Origin of the sequence: Streptococcus mitis (assembly GCF_022137125.1) — a bacterium.
Lineage (GTDB): Bacteria > Bacillota > Bacilli > Lactobacillales > Streptococcaceae > Streptococcus > Streptococcus mitis_CE.
On sequence record NZ_JAKNEQ010000002.1, the window covers coordinates 70249 to 93858 of the forward strand.

Genomic DNA, 23610 nt, shown 5'->3' on the forward strand with positions numbered 1-23610 from the left:
TGAAAAGTCAAATTTTATTTTTTAGATTGGATATCTGTAAAAATATCATTGTACTTTTTAAGAATAGTGGATTTGTTCTTGATGACATAATCTGAATCTTCAGTAGCAACATTGATTTCTGTCATAGCCTTCATATTTCTATTGGTTTTAGCATTTTTACGAATAGGTCTGATTGTTGTTTCAGTTCCTAGCTTATCTTGGATTTCTTGAGAAAGGAGGAAATCGATAAATTTCTTAGCATTGTCCATGTGTTTGGCGTTTTTGACGATAGCAGCGTTACCAGGTAAAAAGACGGTACCTTCTTTTGGATAAATAACTTTTACATCAACTCCGTCGTTTAAGAGTTTTAAGGCAGGATCTTCATAGGTGAGTCCCACAGCCATTTCTCCATCGGCGACAGCTTTGTAAACATTTGAAGAGCTAGATGCAATCTTTCCATCTACTAGGGTAAATAGATTTTTCACATAGGTCCAAGCTTGTTCATTTTCGTATCCACCTTGGTCGACAAGCATGTTTGTTAATTGAGCAAAGGCACTAGAAGCATTACTTGGATCAGCAGTAGCGATTTTTCCTTTTAATTTAGGATTGAGTAGATCATTGTAGCCTTCGATTTTAATATCTTTTGTAAGAGCTGAATTGGCAATGATAACACTGACATCCAGTGTATAAGGTGTGTAGAATCCTGTTTTATTTTGATATTCAGGGATTATCTGGTCGTTTTCTTGAGAAATATAAGGTTCAAAAAGTTTTTCGTTAGAAGAGAAGAGGGCATAGGAGCCTCCGAAAATGACATCAGCTACTGGGGATTCTTTTTCGGCCTCAGCTTTTTTGAACAATTCACCAGTGCTGGCTTGTACTAAATCAACCTTAATACCATATTTTTCTTCGAAGGCTGGGATTGTTTCTTCGATAAGGTCTTCGGGGTTAGGTGAGTAAATAACCAAAGTGTTATTCGAATCTGTTTCAGTGTTAGTTTCCGCTCCTATAGCTGAAGAACATCCTGATAAAGTAAGTAATATCCAACCACAAGAGAGAAAGAATAGTAGTTTTTTCATAAGAGTCTCCTTTTTTACGAACATTTTTACTCCACAACTTTTATAATGTTTATAATTTGTAGAGTCCTATAGAATATAATAAAAACCTTAAAGAAACCTAAAATAGAAAATAGGAATTAAGCTCCTAGAGTAAGGATGCGTGAACTGTGAATAGGATTTTGATGGTAGGTATAAAATAAAAAGATTGCTACAATAGAGTTGAGCAATCCTTTTACATCAATGATTTTTATCCATAAGTTTTAATTCTTTTGGAGAAATATGGAGATACTTTTTAAAGACTTTGGCAAAGTATTTATAGTCTGAAAATCCAACTTGGTCAGAGATATCGCTTAAGGGGGCATTGGGGGACTCGGCCATTTTATCTATAGCTTGTTTCAGGCGGTAGCGTAAGATATATTCGTTTAGTGTCATGGGGAAGTCTTCTTTGATAACCTTATATAGATAACTTTCACTATATCCCAGCGATTCTGCTAGCTTACTAATAGTAAAATGTTCTGCATAGTGGTTGTGGACAAAGGAAATAATTTGCTGAATGATTTGATTTTGTGTATCAACTTGTTGGATAGAAGAGAGTAAAGTTTGATATTCTTCTAAAAAAGGAGTTTCTTGATAGGTGCTAACTTGTAATCGCAAAACAATGTTTTGAAGACATTCTGTCAATTCCTTTGTGTCAATTGGTTTGGATAAGAAATCAACTGCCCCATATTGCATGGCTTTTTTTGCATTTTGAAAATCGTTATAACCAGATAAGATAACTTTTTCATAAGAAAGGGTACGAGTGGCTTCGAACATCATAAAAGCATCCATAATTGGCATTGTGATGTCTGTTAAGACAATATGAGGTTCTTTTTCTTGGATGAGTTTCATTCCCTCTTGACCGTGACTGGCAGTTCCTACAACTTGGATGCCTAAGGCAGAGTAGTCTACGGCAATCTCTAGCCATTTTCGAATGAGGTGTTCATCTTCTACGATAATGAGCTTAAACATGAGTTAGTCCTTTCGTTACAAATTTGACCCAAGTTTCTCCTTGACGATTGACTCCTAAATCTAGCTGAACATCAGGAAAGAAATTGCTCAATCGTTTGTAGCTGTTAACGATACCATGCTGGGTATGTGGGCTTTCTAAAGAGTCTAAAATAGCGAGTCTCTCTTGTTTTGTGAGCCCTCCAGCATTATCCTTGACCAAAAAAGTCAGAGAATCTACTTCCAAGGTAATGTGGATATCTATATGAAGATCAATACGGTATTGCATCCCATATTTTATAGCATTTTCTACTAGTGGAAGCAAGAAAAGCTTAGGGATAGGCTGATTGTCGACAGTTTCTGGACAGACAATATCATAAGAAAAGTGCTCAAAACGAATCTTATGGATTGTAAGGTAATCCTCTATAATCTTTAAATCCTGACAAATGGTTGTTTCTTTTTCTAAATCGGTGATACTGTAGCGAAGAATGCGCGTGAGATTTTGAATTAGGTCTTGTGTAAGAGCGGCATCCATTAAAGAAGTGATTTTAATCGTCTCAAGTGTATTGTAGAGAAAATGAGGATTGAACTGAGCTTCTAGCATTTTTCTTTCAAAAATCCACTTTTCTTTTTCTATGGTCAACATTTTCTGATGAAGTTGATCTAATTCGTACAACATATTGTTTATTTTTTCTGCCATAAACTCAAACTCATCACCTGTTTGTAGAGAAAGCCTTTTTTCTGCTTGTTTAGGAATTTCTTGAAGTTGGTAAACCAAACTTTCAATAGGAACAGCATTGTGTGTGGCAATTTTATGAGCAATTCGCCTTGCTTGCCAGAAGTAGAGGAAGAATATACATAAGGTGAGGACGGAGGCTAGGCCGAGTAAGCTAGGAATGGGAAAGAAGGATTGAAAAGTATAGATTGAAAAAATAGCACCGACTTTTTCTTTTTGAACAATAAGCGGTTCATTCGCATACCAGTGGGTGCGAGAGTGTAGGAGTTTTTCATCAAATTTTTCAAGAGTGGAGCGAGTGAACTGATTTGTATTGTTAGAAAACATATTTCCAAAGCTATCGGTAATGATGTATTTGGAATTGATCATTGGGAAACTTGAGATGAAATCATTCTCATTTACGAAAGCAATAGTATAGGCCTTAACTCGTTGGTTTTGAAGTAGTGGTTTGATAAAGAGTGTGTAGTGTTGCTTGTCTGAAGAGAGTGCAATTTTTTCTGTAACTTTTTCTTGAGAAGGATTTTGAATGAGCAGTTTTAGATAGTAGGGAGATAAAATACTTTCTTGATGATTTCGATTGGTACTGAATAGCAATTCACCTGTATCGCTTAGGATAATGAGGTCAGAACTAAGTTTTAATTTAGCTTTTGTCTCGTAAAATAAGCTAAAGACTTCTCGCTCTGTGTGTTTGCCATCCAAAAATCCTGGAATCATTTTATGGTTCATAGTAGTCAGGAGCTCATTATTGGCTTCTTTCATCTCTTGAACCTGTTTGACAATCTGTCTCGTATCTTTGGAGAGTTGTTGCTTTTGTAAAAAATAGGAAAAACCAAAAAGTAAAATGAGTAGTAAGAGTGAGGTCACAAAGGCTGCGATAGAGCTTCTATGGAGAATTTCTTTTTGGAGAGATTTTTTAAAGGAATGAGACATCCGCTACCTCCTTGGAAGGGTTTTCTATTATAAGTATAGCAGTTTAAAAATTCTAGAGCAAGGTAAAATAGAAAAGGTTTGGCTAAAATTTTTTAGCTAAACCTTTTGAAAAGTTAAGTATGTATTATAGATGTTTGTTATCTGCAAATAGCTAGAGCATTTCAAGGAGATAAACTAGAAATAGCAATTAATATGATGGTTCAGAAATACCTTTTGATAATCAATAAGATCTTCAGGATGAAGTGCGTTGACTCCATCCATTTCATATTTTCGATTTAATAAACGATATTTGTTTTCACCAAATTGATGAAAAGGGAGTAGTTGAACTTGGTCGATATTTAATGAGTTAAATAGAGTAGCGAATTCTTCTGCATCCTCTAAACTATTGTTAAAATCAGGAATAACTGGGATTCTTAAAACGATAGTTTTATTTTGAGAAAAAGCATAATGAATGTTTTTAATAATCATTTGATTAAAAACCCCAGTCACTTTTTTATGTTTTATAGAATTATAATGTTTTAGGTCTGTGTAGATAAAATCCACATATTGGATTAAATCAATAAATTTTTCATGATCAACAAAGGCAGTAGTTTCAATGGCAGTGTGTATGTGATGTTCTTTAGCTGACTTTAAGATGGCTTTAGCAAATTCAAACTGAGCAAATATTTCACCTCCTGATAAAGTTAAACCTCCACCGGATTCTTCGTAAAATTCTTTGTCTTTTAATACCTCTGTAATGATTTCTTCTACAGTCTTTTCTTCACCGACTAAGGTGAATTTCTCTCGTTGAGCATCTTTCATTTTTTCAGGTTTCATTCTTTGAGATTCAGGATTAGAACACCATGGACAGCGCAGAGGACATCCTTTTAAAAAAACAGTTGTACGAATACCCGGGCCGTCATGAATTGAAAAGTGTTGAATATTAAAAATAATTCCTTTAGATATTTCCATAAGAGTTCCTCCTCTTCATAAGTCTATCCTATCACAAAAACGAAAGAAAAACAATTACGAACGAAAGTTTAATTTGTTGTTTTTTGCTTTTTATTTTGGTAGAATAAAACGGAGGTGTAAAATGAAAAGATTGGAACAAATTATTAAACTAGTATCAGAATATGAAAAGATTGACGTTAATACATTATCGGAAAAATTAAATGTATCGAAAGTAACGATTAGAAAAGATTTAGATAAATTAGAGTCAAAAGGTTTATTACATAGAGAGCATGGATATGCTGTGTTAAATAGTGGAGATGACTTAAATGTACGCTTGTCAATTAATTATGAAATTAAGAGAAAAATTGTTCAAGAAGCAGTAAAATTGGTATCAGATAATGAAACAATAATGATAGAATCTGGGTCAACCTGTGCTTTACTTGCTGAGGAAATTTGCAAGCAAAAAAGAAATGTCACTATTGTAACAAATTCATTTTTTATAGCAAATTTTGTGAGAGCTTATGATTCATGTCGTGTTATTGTTCTTGGTGGAGAGTTTCAGAAAGATTCACAGGTTACTGTAGGACCGTTATTAAAAGAAATGATACAGACTTTTCATGTACGTCAAGCTTTTGTTGGGACAGATGGTTACGATAAAGAGATGGGCTTTACAGGAAAAGATTTAATGCGCAGTGAGGTAGTTCAATATATTTCAGCAGCGTCGGATAAAGTCATTGTGCTAACTGACTCAAGTAAATTTGATAAAAGGGGTACAGTAAGAAGATTTGCTTTAAGTCAAGTATATGAAGTAATAACAGACGAAAAACTTTCTAAACAAAATATAGCTACATTAGAAAATGCTGGGATAATGGTTAAGGTAGTTTCGTAAGAGGTTGAGTGTATGAATCAAGATAGGAATAAACTGCTCTCTAAAATTGCTTATCTGTATTATATTGAAAACTTAAATCAGTCACAAATAGCAGCAAAATTAGGAATTTATAGAACCTCTATTAGTAGAATGTTAACAGAAGCAAGGAATGCGGGAATTGTTAAAATTGAAATAGAGAATTTTGATACCAATATGTTTAAGTTGGAAAATTATGTAAAAGAAAAATATGGTCTGGAAAGTTTAGAAATTATTCCAAATGAATTTGATGATAATCCAACAATTTTATCTGAAAGAATTTCTCAAGTTGCAGCAGGTGTCCTTAGGAATTTAATTGATGATAATATGAAAATTGGCTTTTCTTGGGGGAAAAGTTTAAGTAATTTAGTAGATTTAATCCACAGCAAAAGTGTCCGAAATGTTCACTTCTATCCTCTAGCAGGTGGTCCTAGTCACATACACGCTAAATACCATGTGAATACACTGATTTATGAAATGTCTAGAAAATTTCATGGAGAGTGTACATTTATGAATGCAACAATTGTGCAAGAAAATAAATTGTTAGCAGATGGTATTTTGCAATCAAGATATTTTGAAGATTTGAAAAATAGTTGGAAAGATTTAGATATAGTTGTGGTTGGGATTGGTGATTTTAGTAATAAAGGAAAACATCAATGGTTAGACATGCTTACAGAGGATGACTTTAAAGAATTGACAAAAGTTAAAACTGTAGGGGAAATTTGTTGTCGATTCTTTGATTCAAAAGGTAAAGAAGTCTATGAGAACTTACAGGAAAGAACGATAGCAATCTCTTTGGAAGATTTAAAAAATATTCCTCAAAGTTTAGCTGTTGCTTACGGTGATACGAAAGTATCTGCGATTCTTTCTGTCTTGCGTGCTAATCTAGTAAACCATCTGATTACAGATAAAAATACAATTTTAAAAGTTTTAGAAGAAGATGGTGATTTTTCTTTTCGAGATATTTTATGCGAGTGAAAATGATAGACTGATATCAGTTTATCGTTTTTTCTTTTTAATTAATTGCACATTTGTGCCTATATAAATAAAAATAGTTTATTTGTTGTTTTTTAGATTGACAAGTTTATTATGTAGTTGTATTCTATAGTTACAAAAGAAAATTTTAAAATTTCAAATGAAAAAAGCTTTTTACATAGTGAAATGAGGAGGAATTTATGGAAATTATTGTTCCAGATCAAATTATCATGGGTTTAATTTTATATGCTGGCGATGCGAAACAACATATTTATAAAGCATTAGATTACATAAAAAACGGTACATGTGAACGATGTGAAGAAGAAATCCAGTTAGCTGATGCAGCCTTATTAGAAGCCCATAATCTACAAACAAAATTCTTGGCACAAGAAGCATCTGGTACAAAGACAGAAATTACAGCTCTCTTTGTTCATTCACAAGATCATCTCATGACTAGTATGACGGAGATTAATTTAATCAAAGAAATTATTAGTTTGAGAAAAGAACTTCATAAAAAATAATACTAGAGTATTATCATTGTTATTAACATAGAGGAGGAAAATATAATGGTGAAGATTGGTTTGTTTTGTGCAGCAGGATTTTCTACTGGTATGCTTGTAAATAATATGAAAATTGCAGCGCAATCTAGTGGAGTTGAGGCAGAAATAGAGGCATTTTCTCAGTCTAAATTAGCGGATTATGCCCCAAATCTAGATGTTGCACTATTGGGGCCTCAAGTTGCTTATACATTAGATAAATCAAAAGAAATTTGTGATAAGTGTGATGTTCCGATAGCTGTTATTCCGATGATGGACTATGGTATGTTAGATGGGAAAAAAGTATTAGATTTGGCCCTATCTTTGATTAGTGGGTAAGAAAAGGAGATTTATTATGGCAAAGATGGATGTTCAAAAAATCATTGCACCTATGATGAAGTTTGTGAATATGCGTGGTATTATAGCTCTAAAAGATGGTATGTTAGCAATTTTGCCATTGACAGTAGTTGGTAGTTTATTCTTGATTATGGGACAATTGCCATTTGAAGGATTAAACAAGAGCATTGCTAGTGTATTTGGAGCAAATTGGACAGAGCCGTTTATGCAAGTATATTCAGGAACTTTTGCGATTATGGGTCTAATTTCTTGTTTTTCAATTGCCTATTCTTATGCTAAGAATAGCGGAGTAGAGGCTTTGCCAGCTGGGGTTCTATCTGTATCTGCATTCTTTATTTTGCTAAGATCATCTTATATCCCTAAACAAGGTGAGGCAATTGGGGATGCTATTAGTAAAGTTTGGTTTGGAGGTCAAGGAATTATCGGTGCTATCATTATAGGTTTGGTAGTAGGAAGTATTTATACCTTCTTTATAAAGAGAAAAATTGTTATTAAGATGCCAGAACAAGTTCCACAAGCTATTGCCAAACAGTTTGAAGCAATGATTCCAGCATTTGTAATTTTCTTACTTTCTATGATTGTATATATTTTAGCGAGCTCATTGACTAATGGCGGAACATTCATAGAAATGATTTATTCTGCTATTCAAGTTCCATTGCAAGGTTTAACTGGATCTTTGTATGGTGCAATTGGAATTGCATTCTTTATATCATTTTTGTGGTGGTTTGGTGTTCATGGACAATCGGTAGTAAATGGAGTAGTGACAGCTCTGCTTTTATCTAATCTTGATGCTAATAAAGCTATGTTAGCCTCTGGGAATCTATCATTAGAAAATGGTGCACATATTGTTACTCAACAATTTTTAGATTCATTTTTAATTCTATCTGGTTCAGGGATTACGTTTGGACTTGTAGTTGCGATGCTTTTTGCATCAAAATCTAAACAGTACCAAGCGTTAGGGAAAGTAGCAGCTTTTCCAGCAATATTTAACGTAAATGAGCCGGTTGTATTTGGATTTCCGATTGTCATGAATCCAGTTATGTTTGTACCTTTCATTCTTGTTCCTGTACTTGCAGCTGTTATAGTATATGGAGCTATTGCAACAGGTTTCATGCAGCCATTTTCAGGAGTTACATTACCTTGGAGTACCCCAGCTATTATATCAGGATTTATGGTTGGTGGATGGCAAGGAGTTATTACTCAGCTAGTGATATTAGCGATGTCTACATTAGTTTATTTCCCATTCTTTAAAGTACAGGATCGTTTAGCTTATCAGAATGAAGCATGATAATTCCAAAAAACATTTGTGTATTATCATTAAACACACACATTTGTGCTAAAAATTAGAGAGTTAAAGTTTTTCTAGTTAAAAGCTTGAAATTTTCTAAAAAACCAGGTATTATATTTTCGAAAGAAACAAAAATATTTTCGAAAGAAAGGTGCTTATTATGGTAAATAAAGAAGTAGCAAGAACGACAATCAAGACAGAATATTTTGGTAGCCTTACTGAAAGGATGAACAAATATCGAGAAGATGTTTTAAATAAAAAACCTTATATTGATGCTGAGAGAGCGGTTCTAGCAACACGCGCTTATGATCGATATAAGGAACAACCTAATGTCCTAAAACGCGCCTATATGCTGAAAGAAATTTTGGAAAATATGACTATCTATATCGAAGAAGAATCTATGATTGCGGGAAATCAAGCTTCTTCCAATAAAGATGCTCCTATTTTTCCAGAATATACGCTAGAATTTGTTCTCAATGAGTTGGATCTTTTTGAAAAGCGTGATGGAGATGTTTTCTATATTACTGAAGAAACAAAAGAACAACTTAGAAGTATTGCTCCGTTTTGGGAAAATAATAATTTACGTGCTAGAGCTGGTGCCTTGTTACCTGAAGAAGTGTCTGTTTATATGGAAACAGGATTCTTCGGTATGGAAGGTAAGATGAATTCTGGAGATGCTCACTTAGCAGTTAACTATCAGAAGCTGTTGCAATTTGGTTTAAGAGGTTTTGAAGAGCGGGCTCGTAAAGCGAAAGCAGCTCTAGATTTAACAGATCCAGCAAGTATTGATAAATATCATTTTTATGACTCTATATTTATCGTAATCGATGCTATTAAAGTATATGCAAATCGCTTTGTTGCTCTTGCTAAAAGTTTAGCCGAAAATGCAAATCCTAAACGTAAGAAAGAATTACTTGAGATTGCAGATATTTGCTCTCGAGTCCCATATGAACCGGCAACTACTTTTGCAGAAGCTATTCAATCAGTCTGGTTTATTCAATGTATTTTACAAATTGAATCTAATGGTCACTCTCTTTCATACGGCCGTTTTGATCAATATATGTATCCATATATGAAGGCTGATTTAGAAAGTGGTAAAGAAACAGAAGATAGCATTGTTGAACGTCTGACAAATCTTTGGATTAAGACAATTACAATTAATAAGGTTCGCAGTCAAGCACATACATTTTCTTCAGCAGGAAGTCCTTTATATCAAAATGTTACAATTGGTGGACAGACTCGAGATAAGAAGGATGCTGTTAACCCATTATCTTATTTGGTATTAAAATCAGTTGCACAAACTCATCTACCGCAACCTAATCTAACTGTACGTTACCATGCAGGTTTAGATGCTCGTTTCATGAATGAGTGTATTGAGGTGATGAAACTTGGTTTTGGTATGCCTGCATTTAATAATGATGAGATTATTATTCCTTCTTTTATTGCAAAAGGAGTAATGGAAGATGATGCTTATGACTACAGTGCCATTGGATGTGTTGAAACGGCAGTTCCAGGAAAATGGGGATATCGTTGCACAGGTATGAGTTATATGAACTTCCCTAAGGTTCTACTTATCACGATGAATGATGGAATTGATCCGGCTTCGGGTAAACGGTTTGCACCAAGCTTTGGTCATTTTAAGGATATGAAGAACTTTTCTGAATTAGAAAATGCTTGGGATAAAACACTAAGATATTTGACACGAATGAGTGTTATTGTTGAAAATTCTATTGATTTATCATTGGAACGAGAAGTTCCTGATATTCTATGTTCAGCATTGACTGATGATTGTATTGGTCGTGGAAAACACCTTAAAGAAGGTGGAGCAGTATATGATTATATATCAGGTTTGCAAGTTGGAATTGCAAATTTGTCGGATTCATTAGCTGCAATTAAAAAATTGGTATTTGAGGAAGAACGTATAAGCCCAAGTCAGCTTTGGCATGCACTGGAAACAGATTATGCTGGAGAAGAAGGTAAGGTCATTCAAGAAATGTTGATTCATGATGCACCTAAGTACGGTAATGATGATGATTATGCTGACAAATTGGTTACTGCTGCTTATGACATTTATGTTGATGAAATTGCTAAATATCCTAATACACGTTATGGAAGAGGACCTATTGGCGGAATTCGTTATTCAGGAACATCTTCTATCTCAGCCAACGTAGGTCAGGGACGTGGAACATTAGCAACTCCAGATGGACGCAACGCGGGTACACCGTTAGCAGAGGGTTGTTCACCATCACATAATATGGATCAACACGGCCCTACATCTGTTTTAAAATCTGTTTCAAAATTACCAACAGATGAAATCGTAGGTGGGGTTCTCTTGAATCAGAAAGTAAATCCTCAAACGTTAGCCAAAGAAGAAGATAAATTAAAACTAATTGCTTTGTTACGAACATTCTTTAATCGTTTACATGGGTACCATATTCAATACAATGTTGTTTCCAGAGAGACGTTGATTGACGCTCAGAAACATCCTGAAAAACACAGAGATTTAATTGTTCGTGTTGCGGGATACTCTGCATTCTTCAATGTTCTTTCTAAGGCAACCCAAGATGATATTATAGGACGTACTGAGCATACTTTGTAAAATAAAGAGGTTCTTTTTATGGAATTTATGCTTGACACATTAAATTTAGATGAGATTAAAAAATGGTCTGAAATTTTACCGCTAGCTGGGGTAACTTCAAATCCCACTATTGCAAAAAGAGAGGGTTCTATTAATTTTTTTGAACGAATCAAAGATGTAAGAGAATTGATTGGCTCTACACCCTCTATTCATGTTCAGGTGATTGCTCAAGATTTTGAAGGCATCTTAAAGGATGCTTATGAAATTCGGAGACAAGCAGGAGATGATATATTTATCAAAGTACCTGTTACTCCGGCTGGATTACGTGCAATAAAGGTGCTAAAAAAAGAGGGCTACCATATCACTGCAACAGCTATTTATACAGTTATTCAGGGATTATTAGCTATCGAAGCAGGAGCCGATTACCTAGCTCCATATTATAATAGAATGGAAAATCTGAACATTAATTCAAATTCTGTCATTCGTCAATTAGCTCTTGCTATTGATAGACAGAACTCTCCTAGTAAGATTTTAGCTGCATCCTTTAAAAATGTAGCACAAGTAAATAGTGCTTTAGCTGCAGGTGCGCATGCTGTTACAGCAGGAGCAGATGTTTTTGAATCAGCTTTTGCCATGCCATCTATCCAAAAGGCGGTTGATGATTTTTCTGATGACTGGTTTGTTACTCAAAATAGTCGTTCCATTTAGATAGAGAGGAAATACATATGAGAATTTTTGCTAGTCCTTCTAGATATATTCAAGGGGAAAATGCTTTGTTTGAAAATGCCAAATCAATATTGGATTTGGGAAATCGTCCGATTCTATTATGTGATCAGTTGGTTTATGATATTGTTGGAAAACGATTTGAAGATTACTTGCATAGATATGGTTTCCACATTGTTCTGGCCCTATTTAATGGTGAAGCTTCTGACAATGAAATCAATCGAGTTGTTGCTTTAGCTGAGAAAGAAAATTGTGATAGTATTATCGGTCTTGGTGGTGGAAAGACGATTGATAGTGCAAAAGCTATTGCAGATTTTATTGAAAAGCCTGTTATTATTGCTCCAACAATTGCATCGACAGACGCACCTGTATCTGCTTTATCTGTTATTTATACAGATGAAGGTGCATTTGATCATTATCTATTTTATTCTAAAAATCCAGATTTAGTTTTGGTTGATACAAAAGTTATTTCACAAGCCCCTAAGCGTTTATTAGCGTCTGGTATTGCAGATGGTTTAGCAACTTGGGTTGAGGCGCGTGCGGTTATGCAGGCAAATGGAAAAACTATGTTAGGACAACAACAAACGTTGGCTGGAGTTGCAATTGCGAAGAAATGTGAAGAAACGCTGTTTGCAGATGGTTTACAGGCTATGGCAGCTTGTGAAGCTAAAGTTGTGACACCAGCATTAGAAAATATTGTTGAAGCTAATACTCTATTGAGTGGCCTAGGTTTTGAAAGTGGAGGATTAGCTGCGGCGCATGCAATTCATAATGGTTTTACTGCATTGACAGGTGACATTCATCATTTAACACATGGTGAAAAAGTAGCTTATGGAACTTTGGTGCAACTTTTATTAGAAAATAGGCCTAAAGAAGAACTTGATAAGTATATTGAGTTTTACAAAAAGATTGGTATGCCAACAACTCTAAAAGAAATGCATTTAGATCAAGTTGGATATGATGATTTAATAAAAGTTGGTAAACAAGCAACTATGGAGGGTGAGACAATCCATCAGATGCCGTTTAAGATTTCGCCTTCAGATGTTGCTCAAGCTATCATCGCTGTAGACGCCTATGTAAATTCAAAATAAATAATAAGGACTACTGTTTTCCAAATGGTAGTCTTTTATTGATCCTCGTATTGAATCCGACGTTCTTCATAAATCAAAAAGCGACATAGGTTGTCGGCTATTTATTATAAATACATTAATTAGCATTCCAGTCGTATCTTTGGTCTAAAATTAGTATTTTGTGTTATAAGAGATAAGCTTATTGTTTTGCTCTTTGATTTCTCGCATAACAATAAGATAAAAAAGTGGGTGATAGAGCAATTCAGAGCCATCAAAATTAATGACATACAGTATACAGTTTTTTCTTTTAACACATTTCAAATTCCCTCAAAAATGGTATAATAGTAACATCACAAAATTGGAGAGAGACCATGAGTTTTTACAATCATAAAGAAATTGAGCCTAAGTGGCAGGGCTACTGGGCAGAACATCATACATTTAAGACAGGAACAGATGCCTCAAAACCGAAGTTTTATGCTCTTGATATGTTCCCTTATCCGTCTGGAGCGGGTCTGCACGTAGGACACCCAGAAGGTTATACTGCAACCGATATCCTCAGCCGTTACAAACGTGCGCAAGGCTACAATGTCCTTCACCCAATGGGTTGGGATGCTTTTGGTTTGCCAGCTGAGCAGTATGCTATGGATACAGGTAATGACCCAGCAGAATTTACAGCTGAAAATATTGCCAACTTCAAACGCCAAATCAATGCGCTTGGATTTTCTTATGACTGGGATCGTGAAGTTAACACAACAAATCCAAACTACTACAAGTGGACTCAGTGGATTTTCACTAAGCTTTACGAAAAGGGCTTGGCCTATGAAGCGGAAGTGCCAGTAAACTGGGTGGAAGAATTGGGAACTGCCATCGCCAACGAAGAGGTTCTTCCTGATGGAACTTCTGAGCGTGGAGGCTATCCAGTTGTCCGCAAACCAATGCGTCAATGGATGCTTAAAATCACGGCCTATGCAGAGCGCTTGCTTAATGACTTAGATGAGTTGGATTGGCCAGAGTCTATTAAGGACATGCAACGCAACTGGATTGGTAAATCAACTGGTGCCAATGTAACCTTTAAAGTTAAGGGAACAGACAAGGAATTCACAGTCTTTACCACTCGTCCGGACACCCTTTTCGGTGCGACTTTCACTGTCTTGGCTCCTGAGCATGACTTGGTTGACGCTATCACAAGCCCAGAGCAAGCAGAGGCAGTAGCAGCCTACAAACACCAAGCCAGCCTCAAGTCTGACTTGGCTCGTACTGACCTTGCCAAAGAAAAAACAGGAGTTTGGACTGGTGCTTATGCCATCAACCCTGTAAACGGCAAGGAAATTCCAATCTGGATTGCGGACTATGTTCTTGCTAGCTATGGAACAGGTGCTGTCATGGCCGTGCCTGCCCATGACCAACGTGACTGGGAATTTGCCAAACAATTTGAGCTTCCAATCGTAGAAGTACTTGAAGGTGGAAATGTTGAAGAAGTTGCCTACACAGAAGATGGGCTTCACGTCAACTCTGACTTCCTAGATGGACTGAACAAAGAAGAAGCTATTGCTAAGATTGTGGCTTGGTTGGAAGAAAAAGGCTATGGACAAGAGAAGGTTACCTACCGTCTCCGCGACTGGCTCTTTAGTCGTCAACGTTACTGGGGTGAGCCAATTCCAATCATTCATTGGGAAGATGGAACTTCAACAGCTGTTCCTGAAAATGAATTGCCACTTGTCTTGCCTGTAACCAAGGACATCCGTCCTTCAGGTACTGGGGAAAGTCCGCTAGCTAACTTAACAGACTGGCTTGAAGTGACTCGTGAAGATGGCGTCAAAGGTCGTCGTGAAACAAACACCATGCCACAATGGGCTGGCTCAAGCTGGTACTACCTCCGCTATATTGACCCACACAATACTGAGAAATTGGCTGATGAGGACCTTCTCAAACAATGGTTGCCAGTAGATATTTACGTGGGTGGTGCAGAGCATGCTGTACTTCACTTGCTTTATGCTCGCTTCTGGCACAAATTCCTCTATGACCTAGGTGTCGTTCCAACTAAGGAACCATTCCAAAAACTCTTTAACCAAGGAATGATCTTGGGAACAAGCTACCGTGACCATCGTGGTGCGCTTGTGGCGACTGACAAGGTTGAAAAACGTGACGGTTCTTTCTTCCATGTGGAAACAGGGGAAGAGTTGGAGCAAGCACCAGCCAAGATGTCTAAATCACTCAAGAATGTTGTTAACCCAGATGACGTAGTGGAACAATACGGTGCCGATACTCTTCGTGTCTATGAAATGTTCATGGGCCCACTTGATGCTTCAATCGCTTGGTCTGAAGAAGGTCTGGAAGGAAGCCGTAAGTTCCTTGACCGTGTTTACCGTTTGATTACAAGTAAAGAAATCGTTGCGGAAAACAATGGCGCTCTTGACAAGGTCTACAATGAAACAGTCAAAGCTGTCACAGAGCAAATCGAGTCTATGAAATTCAATACAGCCATTGCCCAACTTATGGTCTTTGTTAACGCTGCTAATAAGGAAGACAAACTCTATGCGGACTACGCCAAAGGCTTTATCCAATTGATTGCCCCATTTGCACCTCACTTGGCAGAAGAACTCTGGCAAACAGTTGCAGCAACAGGTGAATCAATCTCTTACGTGGCTTGGCCAACCTGGGACGAAAGCAAATTGGTTGAAGACGAAATCGAAATCGTCGTCCAAATCAAAGGAAAAGTTCGTGCCAAACTCATGGTTGCTAAAGACTTGTCACGTGAAGAATTGCAAGAAATTGCTCTAGCGGATGAAAAAGTCAAAGCAGAGATTGACGGTAAGGAAATCGTGAAAGTGATTGCGGTACCGAATAAATTGGTTAATATTGTTGCGAAATAACCAATTTATTTGCTGATTTCCAACCTCAAACAGTTTCCCAAACTGTTTGAGCCAACTAAACTCGTTAATATCGTTGTGAAATAAGATAGAAATCCTTCAGAGTAGAATCTGGAGGATTTTTTGAATGAAAAATATAATTCTGTTTCCATCATCTCACCACTTAACCTCTCATTTCAACCACTTATCTCAAAAGTCGATTTTTCTTTCATTATTTTTGTTAAACTGGTGAGGTAAAGAGGAGGAAATAAATATGATTTTACAAGCTAAACATTTGACTAAACGGTACGGCGATTATATGGCTGTTGACGATATTCAGTTAGAGTTTGAAAAAGGGAGTTTTAATGCTATTTTGGGTCCCAATGGTGCAGGAAAATCAACCACTATTTCCATGTTAATCGGCTTGAAAAAGCCGACACAAGGTCAGATTCGCTATGCGCCAAATACGAAAATCGGAGTTGTTTTTCAAGCTAGTGTACTAGATGAGATGTTAACGGTTAGGGAAAATCTCACGATTCGTGCTCAACAGTATAAGGAGATTGCAGCAAGTCGTGTGGATGATTTGATCCATCAACTGGGCTTGACTGCTTTCCAGAAACAACTATATGGGACTTTGTCAGGTGGACAAAAACGTCGGGTTGATATTGCGCGTGCTCTTCTTTCACAGCCAGATATTCTTTTCTTAGATGAACCAACGACAGGTCTAGATATTCAGACTCGCAAAGCCATTTGGGATTTACTGTCTCGACTACAAAAGGATGAAGGGATGACTATTATCTTAACGACTCATTATCTGGATGAAGCGGATGAAGCGGATCGGATCTATATCGTTGATCATGGGAAAGTGATTGCGAAAGGTTCTGCGACGGCTATTAAAAGTCAGTATGCTTCTAATATCCTAAAAATTCGTTTTAAAGAAATGAAGGATTTAGAAAAGTTGTTACAGACTGGAATGACAGTAGAGGAAGAAAATGAGTTGGAATATCTTTTTTATCCAAGGACGTCACAGGAAGCCATTGAATATTTGGCAAAAGTTCGAGAAGAAATTGATTCTTTTGAGTTTCGTCCGGGCACTATGGATGATGCCTTTATTGCACTTACAGGAAGAGAGGTTCGCTAATGTTAGCTTTATTGAAACGGAATTTTATCTTATATTTTCGTAATCGTTCAGGAGTATTTTTCTCATTATTGGGGGCATTGATTTCCTTCCTGCTTTATATCATTTTTTTGCAGAAGAACTTGACGGATGCTTGGACCCAACTCCCTGATAATACGAAGCTTTTAAATAACTGGCTGATGGGTGGGACCTTGGCTGTGACTGGGATTACAACCAGTTTTACGGCTCTTACACAAATGGTACAGGATCGTGAAAATCAAGTAGATCAAGATCTTTTCTTGACAGATTTAGGTAGCTGGGGCTTACAGGTGTCCTATCTAATCAGCAGTATTATCATTTCTTTTGTCATGCAGGTGTTTATGTTTGCTGTTATGAGCCTTTATTTTAGAGAAAGTCCAGTTATCAGTTATTTACCGGAAATTACTTTGATTATGCTGTTAAGCAGTCTGCTTTCAAGTGTGGTAAATATTCTTTTGATTTACCGTTTTCAATCTGTAGATAGTCTTGGCAAACTGGCAACTATAGTGGGGACTGCTTCTGGATTTTTGGTAGGAACTTATATCCCCATTGGAGTATTACCTGATTTTGCACAAATTATCATGAAGTGTACCCCTGCAACTTATATTGCTTCTCTCTATCGACAAATTTTAATGAAAGAGCGGTTAGAAACTGCATTTACAGGAAATAGCAGATTGTTAAAGGAATTTCAAGAAAAAATGGGAATCCAAATCAACTGGCAAGAACTATTGACAAAGGAAGAGACATACTTTATAGTGGTTATTATCAGTCTTGTCGCTATTTTTCTTTGGATTTTATTTGTTAAAGTATTTAGCAAGAGAAAATAAAAGTATATTGGAGAGAAAATGAAGATTCGTTTTGAAATGAAGGCAGAGTTTTCAGAAAAGGACCCACATATTGTAATTCAGGCAGCTCAGTTAACCGACCAAGCGAGGGAAGTCATGGAGTATTTAGAACAATTTTCAACAACCAATCAGGTGGTCATTCCTATTCGAACGGATGATCATCTGGTTATGGTGAAAATTGAGGATCTTATTTTAGCAGATATCGATAAGAACTTGTTGACCATTTATACGGTAGACGGGATTTATAAAACTAAGGAAACATTGACAAACTTTCAGAATAGGATTAACCGACGGAACTTTATACAGATATCACGCCATTCAATTATAAACATTGACCACTTAGAATCGTTATCAGATAGTTTTTCAGGGAACATGATGGCTAAAATGACTCGGGGCATCAAATCTAGTGTGAGTCGGAAATACGTTAAGTCCTTAATGAATTATCTAGGTTTATAGGAGAAAATCATGAAACGATTAATTGATTATTTTGTATCGGGAATGCGTACGGCTTCCTTCTTTTATTTGAGTATGATGTTATTAGCTCAGTGTTATCCAGGTATTACCTATCCTGAACCAATGATAAAAAATATTCTAGCTCTGTTTTTAATGGGTGGAATTATGGGGGTATTGACTTTAATACTTGAAAAGCTAGAGTTTCTTGCTTTTAGTATACGTGTAGGAGTTCATTTATTAGTGACAGCTACTATTTTAGTATTGACCTCTCTATTTTTGGGCTGGGGTTCAGCATTGTTGAGTCCCTTGCTTTGGTTCTTTTTCTTGTTGATTTATGGACTGATATGGTTGTACCAGATCTGGCAAACTCACAAGCTCGCCCAACGAATTAATCAAGCCTTAGAAGATAAAAGAAAGAAAACGAATCACTAATGTAGTGTTGAGGATGAGGTTTGAAGAGAGTGCTAGTTTCCATTTAGAGTAATTTATGATATAGTATTTTCAGTATAAAAATAAGGAGAAAGCTATGCCAGTAAATGAATATGGTCAGATGATTGGTGAGTCAATGGAAGGTTATACACCAGGTGAACTGCCTTCTATTGATTTCTTAGAAGGGCGTTATGCTCGGATAGAGGCTCTCTCGGTAGAAAAGCATGCGGAGGATTTGCTAGCTGTTTATGGCCCTGATACTCCTAGGGAGATGTGGACCTACCTCTTTCAGGAACCAGTGGCAGACAGGGAGGAACTGGTCAGCCTTTTAAATCAGATGTTGGCTCGTAAGGACCGTTTTTACTATGCAATCATAGACAAGGTAACTGGTAAGGCTTTGGGAACTTTTTCTCTCATGCGCATTGACCAGAATAACCGAGTAATAGAAGTGGGAGCTGTCACTTTTTCTCCAAAACTCAGGGGGACACGGATAGGGACAGAGGCTCAGTATCTCCTAGCTCGCTATGTTTTTGAGGAGCTTAACTATCGTCGATATGAGTGGAAATGCGATGTTCTTAACATGCCATCAAGACGAGCTGCGGAGCGTTTGGGATTTGTCTACGAAGGAACCTTCCGTCAGGCAGTGGTTTATAAGGGGCGTACGAGGGATACGGATTGGTTGTCTATGATTGATAAGGACTGGCCAAAAGTCAAAGCTCGTTTGGCAGCATGGCTGACTCCTGAAAACTTTGATAAAAATGGACGACAGTACAAGAGCTTGAGAGAGCTTTAAGAGGTTTTGAGATGATTACTATTAAAAAGCAAGAAATTGTCAAGCTAGAGGATGTTTTGCATCTCTATCAGGCTGTCGGTTGGACAAATTATACCCATCAACCTCAGATGCTGGAGCAGGCCTTATCTCATTCATTAGCGATTTATGTGGCACTTGATGGCGATGCTGTGGTGGGCTTGATTCGTTTGGTTGGAGATGGATTCTCATCAGTATTGGTTCAGGATTTAATTGTTTTACCAATCTATCAGCGTAAAGGGATTGGTAGTGCCTTGATAAAAGAGGCTTTAGAGGATTACAAAGATGCCTATCAAGTCCAGCTGGTGACAGACCAGACAGAAAGAACCTTGGGATTCTATCGTTCTATGGGCTTTGAAATCTTATCCACCTATAATTGTATAGGGATGACTTGGATGAATCGAGAAAAATAATAAAACTTGTTTTTCTTAAGCAAAATTTAAGACTGGTCTAGTATTATATAATCATTAAATAAAGACCTCCTAACTTTATTTAATGAAATCCTAAAACTTTTTTCATCATAATCTCCTAATGAAGCCACCCAATCAGGTGGCTTTTTTGGTGTGGGTAGATACTGGAGATAGAAATTTTTTCAGAATAGTAGAATTTGAGAAAAGTTAAGCTAGTTTTAAGCTTTGTCTTGTATCATATAGTTATTAAATAAAGACCTCCTAACTTTATTTAATAAAATCCTAAACTTTTCTTTTTCATAATAATCTCCCTTAACTCCACCCAATCAGGTGGAGTTTTTTGGCTCTATTTCAGGATTTTGGGGACTATTCTAAAAATCATTTTCCGATATTTTTCGGATTTTGGTCGGGGAATTGGCGGGGACTTTTTTTAGCGAATATGACTAATAAATAGTTCTGTTGTCGCTTCAGCTACTTCAACCTTACTTTGAATTTAAGTGACTGTTAATTGAAGGACTAGAACTACTGTAATAATGCTCTTGGTTTTCAAGGAGTGAGTCATCATATTGTTGTACAGCGGTTAAAGCTTGAAAAGCCACGAATATAAACCTTTGAAAAATTTTGTGAACTATGGGATAATAAAAAGGAATTGAGTACTAGTTCTATATCATAGGCTAGAAATGGCCCCAAGCTCACGACCAAATAAGCTAGGGGTCTTTTTTGACACTATTTATCCTTGTTTAGCCATTTATCGACTAAGCGAAGAACGACACCGACCACAATTGGTCCGATGATAGTTTTGAGTACTAATCCCATCATGGGCTATCTCACCTCCTTTCGTAGGCGGTGTAGCAGTGCCGTAGAATGTTATACCACATAGGTGCTAAACTCTGGAGTCACCCAATCAGGTGGCTTTTTTGTTTGTGGCTTGGTTTTTTGATATAATAGAGCCATGAGTAGAATTTTAGATAATGAGATAATGGGGGACGAGGAGTTAGTAGAACGCACGCTCCGTCCTCAGTATTTACGTGAATATATTGGGCAGGATAAGGTCAAGGACCAGCTTCAAATCTTTATAGAAGCTGCCAAAATGCGGGATGAAGCGCTGGATCATGTGCTTTTATTTGGCCCTCCAGGCTTGGGAAAAACGACCATGGCTTTTGTTATTGCCAACGAACTAGGTGTCAATCTCAAGCAGACTTCGGGTCCAGTCATTGAAAAAGCCGGTGATTTGGTAGCGATTTTGAATGACTTAGAGCCTGGGGATGTTCTCTTTATTGATGAGATTCATCGTTTGCCAATGTCAGTGGAAGAGGTGCTTTATAGTGCCATGGAGGACTTCTACATTGATATCATGATTGGGGCTGGTGAAGGCAGTCGCAGTGTTCATTTGGAGTTGCCACCTTTCACTTTGATTGGTGCGACGACTCGGGCTGGTATGCTCTCAAATCCGCTACGGGCACGTTTTGGAATTACAGGTCACATGGAGTATTATGCCCATGCTGACTTGACGGAAATTGTTGAGCGGACGGCAGATATTTTTGAGATGGAAATCACTCATGAGGCAGCATCTGAATTAGCCCTACGTAGTCGTGGAACCCCTCGTATTGCCAATCGTCTCCTCAAACGCGTGCGCGATTTTGCCCAGATTATGGGGAATGGGGTTATCGATGATCTTATTACTGATAAGGCTTTGACTATGCTGGATGTTGACCATGAAGGTCTGGACTATGTGGACCAGAAAATCCTTCGCACCATGATTGAGATGTACGGTGGTGGTCCTGTTGGTCTAGGAACTCTTTCTGTTAACATAGCAGAAGAGCGTGAGACAGTTGAAGACATGTATGAGCCCTACTTGATTCAAAAAGGTTTTATCATGCGGACACGTTCTGGACGAGTGGCGACTGCTAAGGCATATGAGCATTTAGGGTATGAATATATTGAAAAATAAGGCTGAAATTTTAGACTCTTTCAGAGAAAATTCGGATATGATGGCTATTTTGACTATCATCCGAAACCTTGGTCTGAAAGATTCTTGGTTGGCAGCAGGTTCTGTCAGAAATTTTATCTGGAATCTCTTGTCAGAGAGACCAGCATTTGATCTTGAAACAGATGTAGATGTGATTTTCTTTGATCCAGATATTTCTTATGAGGAAACCTTGTCCCTAGAGAAAAAGCTGAGAGAGGACTTTCCTCAGTACCAGTGGGAATTGAAAAATCAGGTCTATATGCACCAGCACAGCCCTCATACTGCTCCCTATAGCAGCTCTTGTGATGCTATGAGTAAGTATCCAGAACGGTGTACGGCTGTTGGACTACGCTTGAATGAAGAATCCGATTTTGAACTCTATGCACCTTATGGTTTGGAGGATATTTTGAATTTTCAAGTTCGTCCCACTCCTCATTTCTTAGAAAATGAAGACCGAATGGCTCTCTATCAAACACGATTATCCAAGAAAAATTGGCAGGAAAAATGGAAAAATTTGATTTTTAAAAATACTTAAGGAAACTTTAAGCTAGGAAGTGTATACTAAGTCCATAAGTTAAGAAGACCTTAACTTAAACTCCTAAAACTTTTTCATAATAATCTCCCTATAAAAAATAAAGTCGCCCAATCAGGCGGCTTATTTTTTTGGAAATGGGCTTTGTGCCTGAGAATAATACTCAATGAAAATCAAAGAGCAAACTAGGAAGCTAGCCGCAGGTTGCTCAAAACACTGTTTTGAGGTTGCAGATAGAGCTGACGTGGTTTGAATTTGATTTTCGAAGAGTATAAATAGCTTAGTGATAGAAGAAAATAGGGAAATATGGTATAATGAAACGATAGATTTTTGAATAGGAATAAGATCATGTTTGGATTTTTTAAGAAAGATAAGGCTGTGGAAGTAGAGGTTCCGACACAGGTTCCTGCTCATATCGGCATCATCATGGATGGCAATGGGCGTTGGGCTAAAAAACGTATGCAACCGCGAGTCTTCGGACACAAGGCGGGCATGGAAGCATTGCAAACTGTGACCAAGGCAGCCAACAAACTAGGCGTCAAGGTGATTACAGTTTATGCTTTTTCTACAGAAAACTGGACCCGTCCAGATCAGGAAGTCAAGTTTATCATGAACTTGCCAGTAGAGTTTTATGATAATTATGTCCCGGAATTGCATGCGAATAATGTTAAGATTCAAATGATTGGGGAGACGGACCGACTGCCTAAGCAAACCTTTGAAGCTTTAACCAAGGCTGAGGAATTGACTAAGAACAATACAGGTTTGATTCTTAACTTTGCTCTTAACTATGGTGGACGTGCTGAGATTACGCAGGCGCTTAAGTTGATTTCCCAGGATGTTTTAGATGCCAAAATCAACCCAGGTGACATCACAGAGGAATTGATTGGCAACTATCTCTTTACCCAGCATTTGCCTAAGGACTTACGAGATCCGGACTTGATTATCCGTACTAGTGGAGAATTGCGTTTGAGTAATTTCCTTCCATGGCAAGGAGCCTACAGTGAGCTCTATTTTACGGACACCTTGTGGCCTGATTTTGACGAGGCGGCCTTGCAGGAAGCCATTCTTGCCTACAATCGTCGTCATCGCCGATTTGGAGGAGTTTAGGAGGAAA

Annotated in this window: 23 protein-coding genes; 18 read left to right on the forward strand and 5 right to left on the reverse strand. The window is 37.2% G+C overall.

The window, feature by feature from the left end:
• Window positions 1-14: 14 nt before the first annotated feature.
• The 4 genes from L0P31_RS02375 to L0P31_RS02390 form a co-directional block, all read right to left on the reverse strand.
• A complete protein-coding gene (locus L0P31_RS02375; protein WP_153198994.1) occupies window positions 15-1055 on the reverse strand; it encodes an ABC transporter substrate-binding protein in 1041 nt (346 codons plus the stop codon).
• Window positions 1056-1271: 216 nt separating this feature from the next.
• On the reverse strand, window positions 1272-2042 hold the full coding sequence (locus L0P31_RS02380; RefSeq protein WP_218764697.1) for a response regulator transcription factor: 771 nt from the start codon (window positions 2040-2042) through the stop codon (window positions 1272-1274).
• On the reverse strand, window positions 2035-3684 hold the full coding sequence (locus L0P31_RS02385; RefSeq protein ID WP_238095575.1) for a sensor histidine kinase: 1650 nt from the start codon (window positions 3682-3684) through the stop codon (window positions 2035-2037). Before L0P31_RS02385 ends, L0P31_RS02380 begins: the two co-directional genes overlap by 8 nt.
• A 174-nt stretch (window positions 3685-3858) precedes the next feature.
• Window positions 3859-4635 carry a glycyl-radical enzyme activating protein gene (locus tag L0P31_RS02390; protein WP_125454370.1) on the reverse strand — a complete coding sequence of 259 codons (777 nt, stop codon included), beginning with the start codon at window positions 4633-4635 and terminating at the stop codon, window positions 3859-3861.
• A gap of 121 nt (window positions 4636-4756) precedes the next feature.
• Between L0P31_RS02390 and L0P31_RS02395 the strand changes: the two genes are divergently transcribed.
• The 15 genes from L0P31_RS02395 (at window position 4757) to L0P31_RS02465 (ending at window position 19998) form a co-directional block, all read left to right on the forward strand.
• Window positions 4757-5503, forward strand: coding sequence for a DeoR/GlpR family DNA-binding transcription regulator (locus tag L0P31_RS02395; RefSeq protein WP_238095579.1), 747 nt, complete (start codon window positions 4757-4759; stop codon window positions 5501-5503).
• 12 nt (window positions 5504-5515) lie between these two features.
• Window positions 5516-6496: a sugar-binding transcriptional regulator gene (locus tag L0P31_RS02400; RefSeq protein ID WP_238095581.1), complete on the forward strand. Its 981-nt coding sequence runs from the start codon at window positions 5516-5518 to the stop codon at window positions 6494-6496.
• Between the two features lie 197 nt (window positions 6497-6693).
• The gene (locus tag L0P31_RS02405) at window positions 6694-7014 is read left to right on the forward strand and encodes a PTS lactose/cellobiose transporter subunit IIA (protein WP_000402908.1); all 321 of its coding nucleotides are present in this window, start codon (window positions 6694-6696) and stop codon (window positions 7012-7014) included.
• A 45-nt stretch (window positions 7015-7059) separates the two neighbouring features.
• Window positions 7060-7368 (forward strand): PTS sugar transporter subunit IIB, encoded by a 309-nt coding sequence (locus L0P31_RS02410; RefSeq protein WP_000238723.1) that lies wholly within the window; start codon window positions 7060-7062, stop codon window positions 7366-7368.
• Window positions 7369-7384: 16 nt separating this feature from the next.
• On the forward strand, window positions 7385-8674 hold the full coding sequence (locus tag L0P31_RS02415) for a PTS sugar transporter subunit IIC (RefSeq protein WP_001096819.1): 1290 nt from the start codon (window positions 7385-7387) through the stop codon (window positions 8672-8674).
• Between the two features lie 160 nt (window positions 8675-8834).
• Window positions 8835-11273, forward strand: a complete 2439-nt coding sequence (locus tag L0P31_RS02420; protein WP_125443316.1) for a glycyl radical protein — start codon at window positions 8835-8837, stop codon at window positions 11271-11273.
• Between the two features lie 18 nt (window positions 11274-11291).
• Window positions 11292-11960, forward strand: coding sequence for a fructose-6-phosphate aldolase (locus tag L0P31_RS02425; RefSeq protein WP_238095583.1), 669 nt, complete (start codon window positions 11292-11294; stop codon window positions 11958-11960).
• Between the two features lie 17 nt (window positions 11961-11977).
• Window positions 11978-13066 (forward strand): glycerol dehydrogenase, encoded by a 1089-nt coding sequence (locus L0P31_RS02430; RefSeq protein ID WP_023945062.1) that lies wholly within the window; start codon window positions 11978-11980, stop codon window positions 13064-13066.
• Window positions 13067-13416: 350 nt separating this feature from the next.
• Window positions 13417-15918, forward strand: coding sequence for a leucine--tRNA ligase (gene leuS / locus L0P31_RS02435; protein WP_238095584.1), 2502 nt, complete (start codon window positions 13417-13419; stop codon window positions 15916-15918).
• A 250-nt stretch (window positions 15919-16168) separates the two neighbouring features.
• Complete coding sequence (locus tag L0P31_RS02440) at window positions 16169-17035, forward strand: ABC transporter ATP-binding protein (protein ID WP_238095586.1); 867 nt, start codon at window positions 16169-16171, stop codon at window positions 17033-17035.
• Window positions 17035-17877, forward strand: a complete 843-nt coding sequence (locus L0P31_RS02445; RefSeq protein ID WP_084947813.1) for an ABC transporter permease — start codon at window positions 17035-17037, stop codon at window positions 17875-17877. The genes L0P31_RS02440 and L0P31_RS02445 overlap by 1 nt, the downstream gene beginning before the upstream one ends.
• Before the next feature lie 18 nt (window positions 17878-17895).
• Window positions 17896-18351, forward strand: a complete 456-nt coding sequence (locus L0P31_RS02450; RefSeq protein ID WP_000701930.1) for a LytTR family DNA-binding domain-containing protein — start codon at window positions 17896-17898, stop codon at window positions 18349-18351.
• A 9-nt stretch (window positions 18352-18360) separates the two neighbouring features.
• The gene (locus L0P31_RS02455; protein ID WP_238095588.1) at window positions 18361-18780 is read left to right on the forward strand and encodes a DUF3021 domain-containing protein; all 420 of its coding nucleotides are present in this window, start codon (window positions 18361-18363) and stop codon (window positions 18778-18780) included.
• Between the two features lie 94 nt (window positions 18781-18874).
• Complete coding sequence (locus L0P31_RS02460) at window positions 18875-19570, forward strand: GNAT family N-acetyltransferase (RefSeq protein WP_033685577.1); 696 nt, start codon at window positions 18875-18877, stop codon at window positions 19568-19570.
• 11 nt (window positions 19571-19581) lie between these two features.
• Window positions 19582-19998: a GNAT family N-acetyltransferase gene (locus L0P31_RS02465; protein ID WP_033685576.1), complete on the forward strand. Its 417-nt coding sequence runs from the start codon at window positions 19582-19584 to the stop codon at window positions 19996-19998.
• Window positions 19999-20721: 723 nt separating this feature from the next.
• Here the strand turns inward: L0P31_RS02465 and L0P31_RS02470 are convergent.
• Window positions 20722-20814 carry a type I toxin-antitoxin system Fst family toxin gene (locus L0P31_RS02470; RefSeq protein ID WP_004255195.1) on the reverse strand — a complete coding sequence of 31 codons (93 nt, stop codon included), beginning with the start codon at window positions 20812-20814 and terminating at the stop codon, window positions 20722-20724.
• Window positions 20815-20947: 133 nt separating this feature from the next.
• On the opposite strand from L0P31_RS02470, the gene ruvB reads away from it, so the two are divergent.
• The 3 genes from ruvB (at window position 20948) to L0P31_RS02485 (ending at window position 23603) form a co-directional block, all read left to right on the forward strand.
• Window positions 20948-21946: a Holliday junction branch migration DNA helicase RuvB gene (gene ruvB, locus L0P31_RS02475; protein ID WP_025169652.1), complete on the forward strand. Its 999-nt coding sequence runs from the start codon at window positions 20948-20950 to the stop codon at window positions 21944-21946.
• The gene (locus L0P31_RS02480) at window positions 21927-22499 is read left to right on the forward strand and encodes a nucleotidyltransferase family protein (protein WP_238095590.1); all 573 of its coding nucleotides are present in this window, start codon (window positions 21927-21929) and stop codon (window positions 22497-22499) included. Before ruvB ends, L0P31_RS02480 begins: the two co-directional genes overlap by 20 nt.
• Before the next feature lie 345 nt (window positions 22500-22844).
• Window positions 22845-23603 (forward strand): isoprenyl transferase, encoded by a 759-nt coding sequence (locus L0P31_RS02485; RefSeq protein ID WP_000466719.1) that lies wholly within the window; start codon window positions 22845-22847, stop codon window positions 23601-23603.
• The last annotated feature ends 7 nt before the right edge of the window (window positions 23604-23610 follow it).

What these genes read in the sequence shown, in the direction of transcription:
- L0P31_RS02375 (WP_153198994.1), bottom strand. Translation starts at nt 1,055, where the DNA reads ATGAAAAAACTACTATTCTTTCTCTCTTGTGGTTGGATATTACTTACT.
- L0P31_RS02380 (WP_218764697.1), bottom strand. Translation starts at nt 2,042, where the DNA reads ATGTTTAAGCTCATTATCGTAGAAGATGAACACCTCATTCGAAAATGG.
- L0P31_RS02385 (WP_238095575.1), bottom strand. Translation starts at nt 3,684, where the DNA reads ATGTCTCATTCCTTTAAAAAATCTCTCCAAAAAGAAATTCTCCATAGA.
- L0P31_RS02390 (WP_125454370.1), bottom strand. Translation starts at nt 4,635, where the DNA reads ATGGAAATATCTAAAGGAATTATTTTTAATATTCAACACTTTTCAATT.
- L0P31_RS02395 (WP_238095579.1), top strand. Translation starts at nt 4,757, where the DNA reads ATGAAAAGATTGGAACAAATTATTAAACTAGTATCAGAATATGAAAAG.
- L0P31_RS02400 (WP_238095581.1), top strand. Translation starts at nt 5,516, where the DNA reads ATGAATCAAGATAGGAATAAACTGCTCTCTAAAATTGCTTATCTGTAT.
- L0P31_RS02405 (WP_000402908.1), top strand. Translation starts at nt 6,694, where the DNA reads ATGGAAATTATTGTTCCAGATCAAATTATCATGGGTTTAATTTTATAT.
- L0P31_RS02410 (WP_000238723.1), top strand. Translation starts at nt 7,060, where the DNA reads ATGGTGAAGATTGGTTTGTTTTGTGCAGCAGGATTTTCTACTGGTATG.
- L0P31_RS02415 (WP_001096819.1), top strand. Translation starts at nt 7,385, where the DNA reads ATGGCAAAGATGGATGTTCAAAAAATCATTGCACCTATGATGAAGTTT.
- L0P31_RS02420 (WP_125443316.1), top strand. Translation starts at nt 8,835, where the DNA reads ATGGTAAATAAAGAAGTAGCAAGAACGACAATCAAGACAGAATATTTT.
- L0P31_RS02425 (WP_238095583.1), top strand. Translation starts at nt 11,292, where the DNA reads ATGGAATTTATGCTTGACACATTAAATTTAGATGAGATTAAAAAATGG.
- L0P31_RS02430 (WP_023945062.1), top strand. Translation starts at nt 11,978, where the DNA reads ATGAGAATTTTTGCTAGTCCTTCTAGATATATTCAAGGGGAAAATGCT.
- leuS (WP_238095584.1), top strand. Translation starts at nt 13,417, where the DNA reads ATGAGTTTTTACAATCATAAAGAAATTGAGCCTAAGTGGCAGGGCTAC.
- L0P31_RS02440 (WP_238095586.1), top strand. Translation starts at nt 16,169, where the DNA reads ATGATTTTACAAGCTAAACATTTGACTAAACGGTACGGCGATTATATG.
- L0P31_RS02445 (WP_084947813.1), top strand. Translation starts at nt 17,035, where the DNA reads ATGTTAGCTTTATTGAAACGGAATTTTATCTTATATTTTCGTAATCGT.
- L0P31_RS02450 (WP_000701930.1), top strand. Translation starts at nt 17,896, where the DNA reads ATGAAGATTCGTTTTGAAATGAAGGCAGAGTTTTCAGAAAAGGACCCA.
- L0P31_RS02455 (WP_238095588.1), top strand. Translation starts at nt 18,361, where the DNA reads ATGAAACGATTAATTGATTATTTTGTATCGGGAATGCGTACGGCTTCC.
- L0P31_RS02460 (WP_033685577.1), top strand. Translation starts at nt 18,875, where the DNA reads ATGCCAGTAAATGAATATGGTCAGATGATTGGTGAGTCAATGGAAGGT.
- L0P31_RS02465 (WP_033685576.1), top strand. Translation starts at nt 19,582, where the DNA reads ATGATTACTATTAAAAAGCAAGAAATTGTCAAGCTAGAGGATGTTTTG.
- L0P31_RS02470 (WP_004255195.1), bottom strand. Translation starts at nt 20,814, where the DNA reads ATGATGGGATTAGTACTCAAAACTATCATCGGACCAATTGTGGTCGGT.
- ruvB (WP_025169652.1), top strand. Translation starts at nt 20,948, where the DNA reads ATGAGTAGAATTTTAGATAATGAGATAATGGGGGACGAGGAGTTAGTA.
- L0P31_RS02480 (WP_238095590.1), top strand. Translation starts at nt 21,927, where the DNA reads ATGAATATATTGAAAAATAAGGCTGAAATTTTAGACTCTTTCAGAGAA.
- L0P31_RS02485 (WP_000466719.1), top strand. Translation starts at nt 22,845, where the DNA reads ATGTTTGGATTTTTTAAGAAAGATAAGGCTGTGGAAGTAGAGGTTCCG.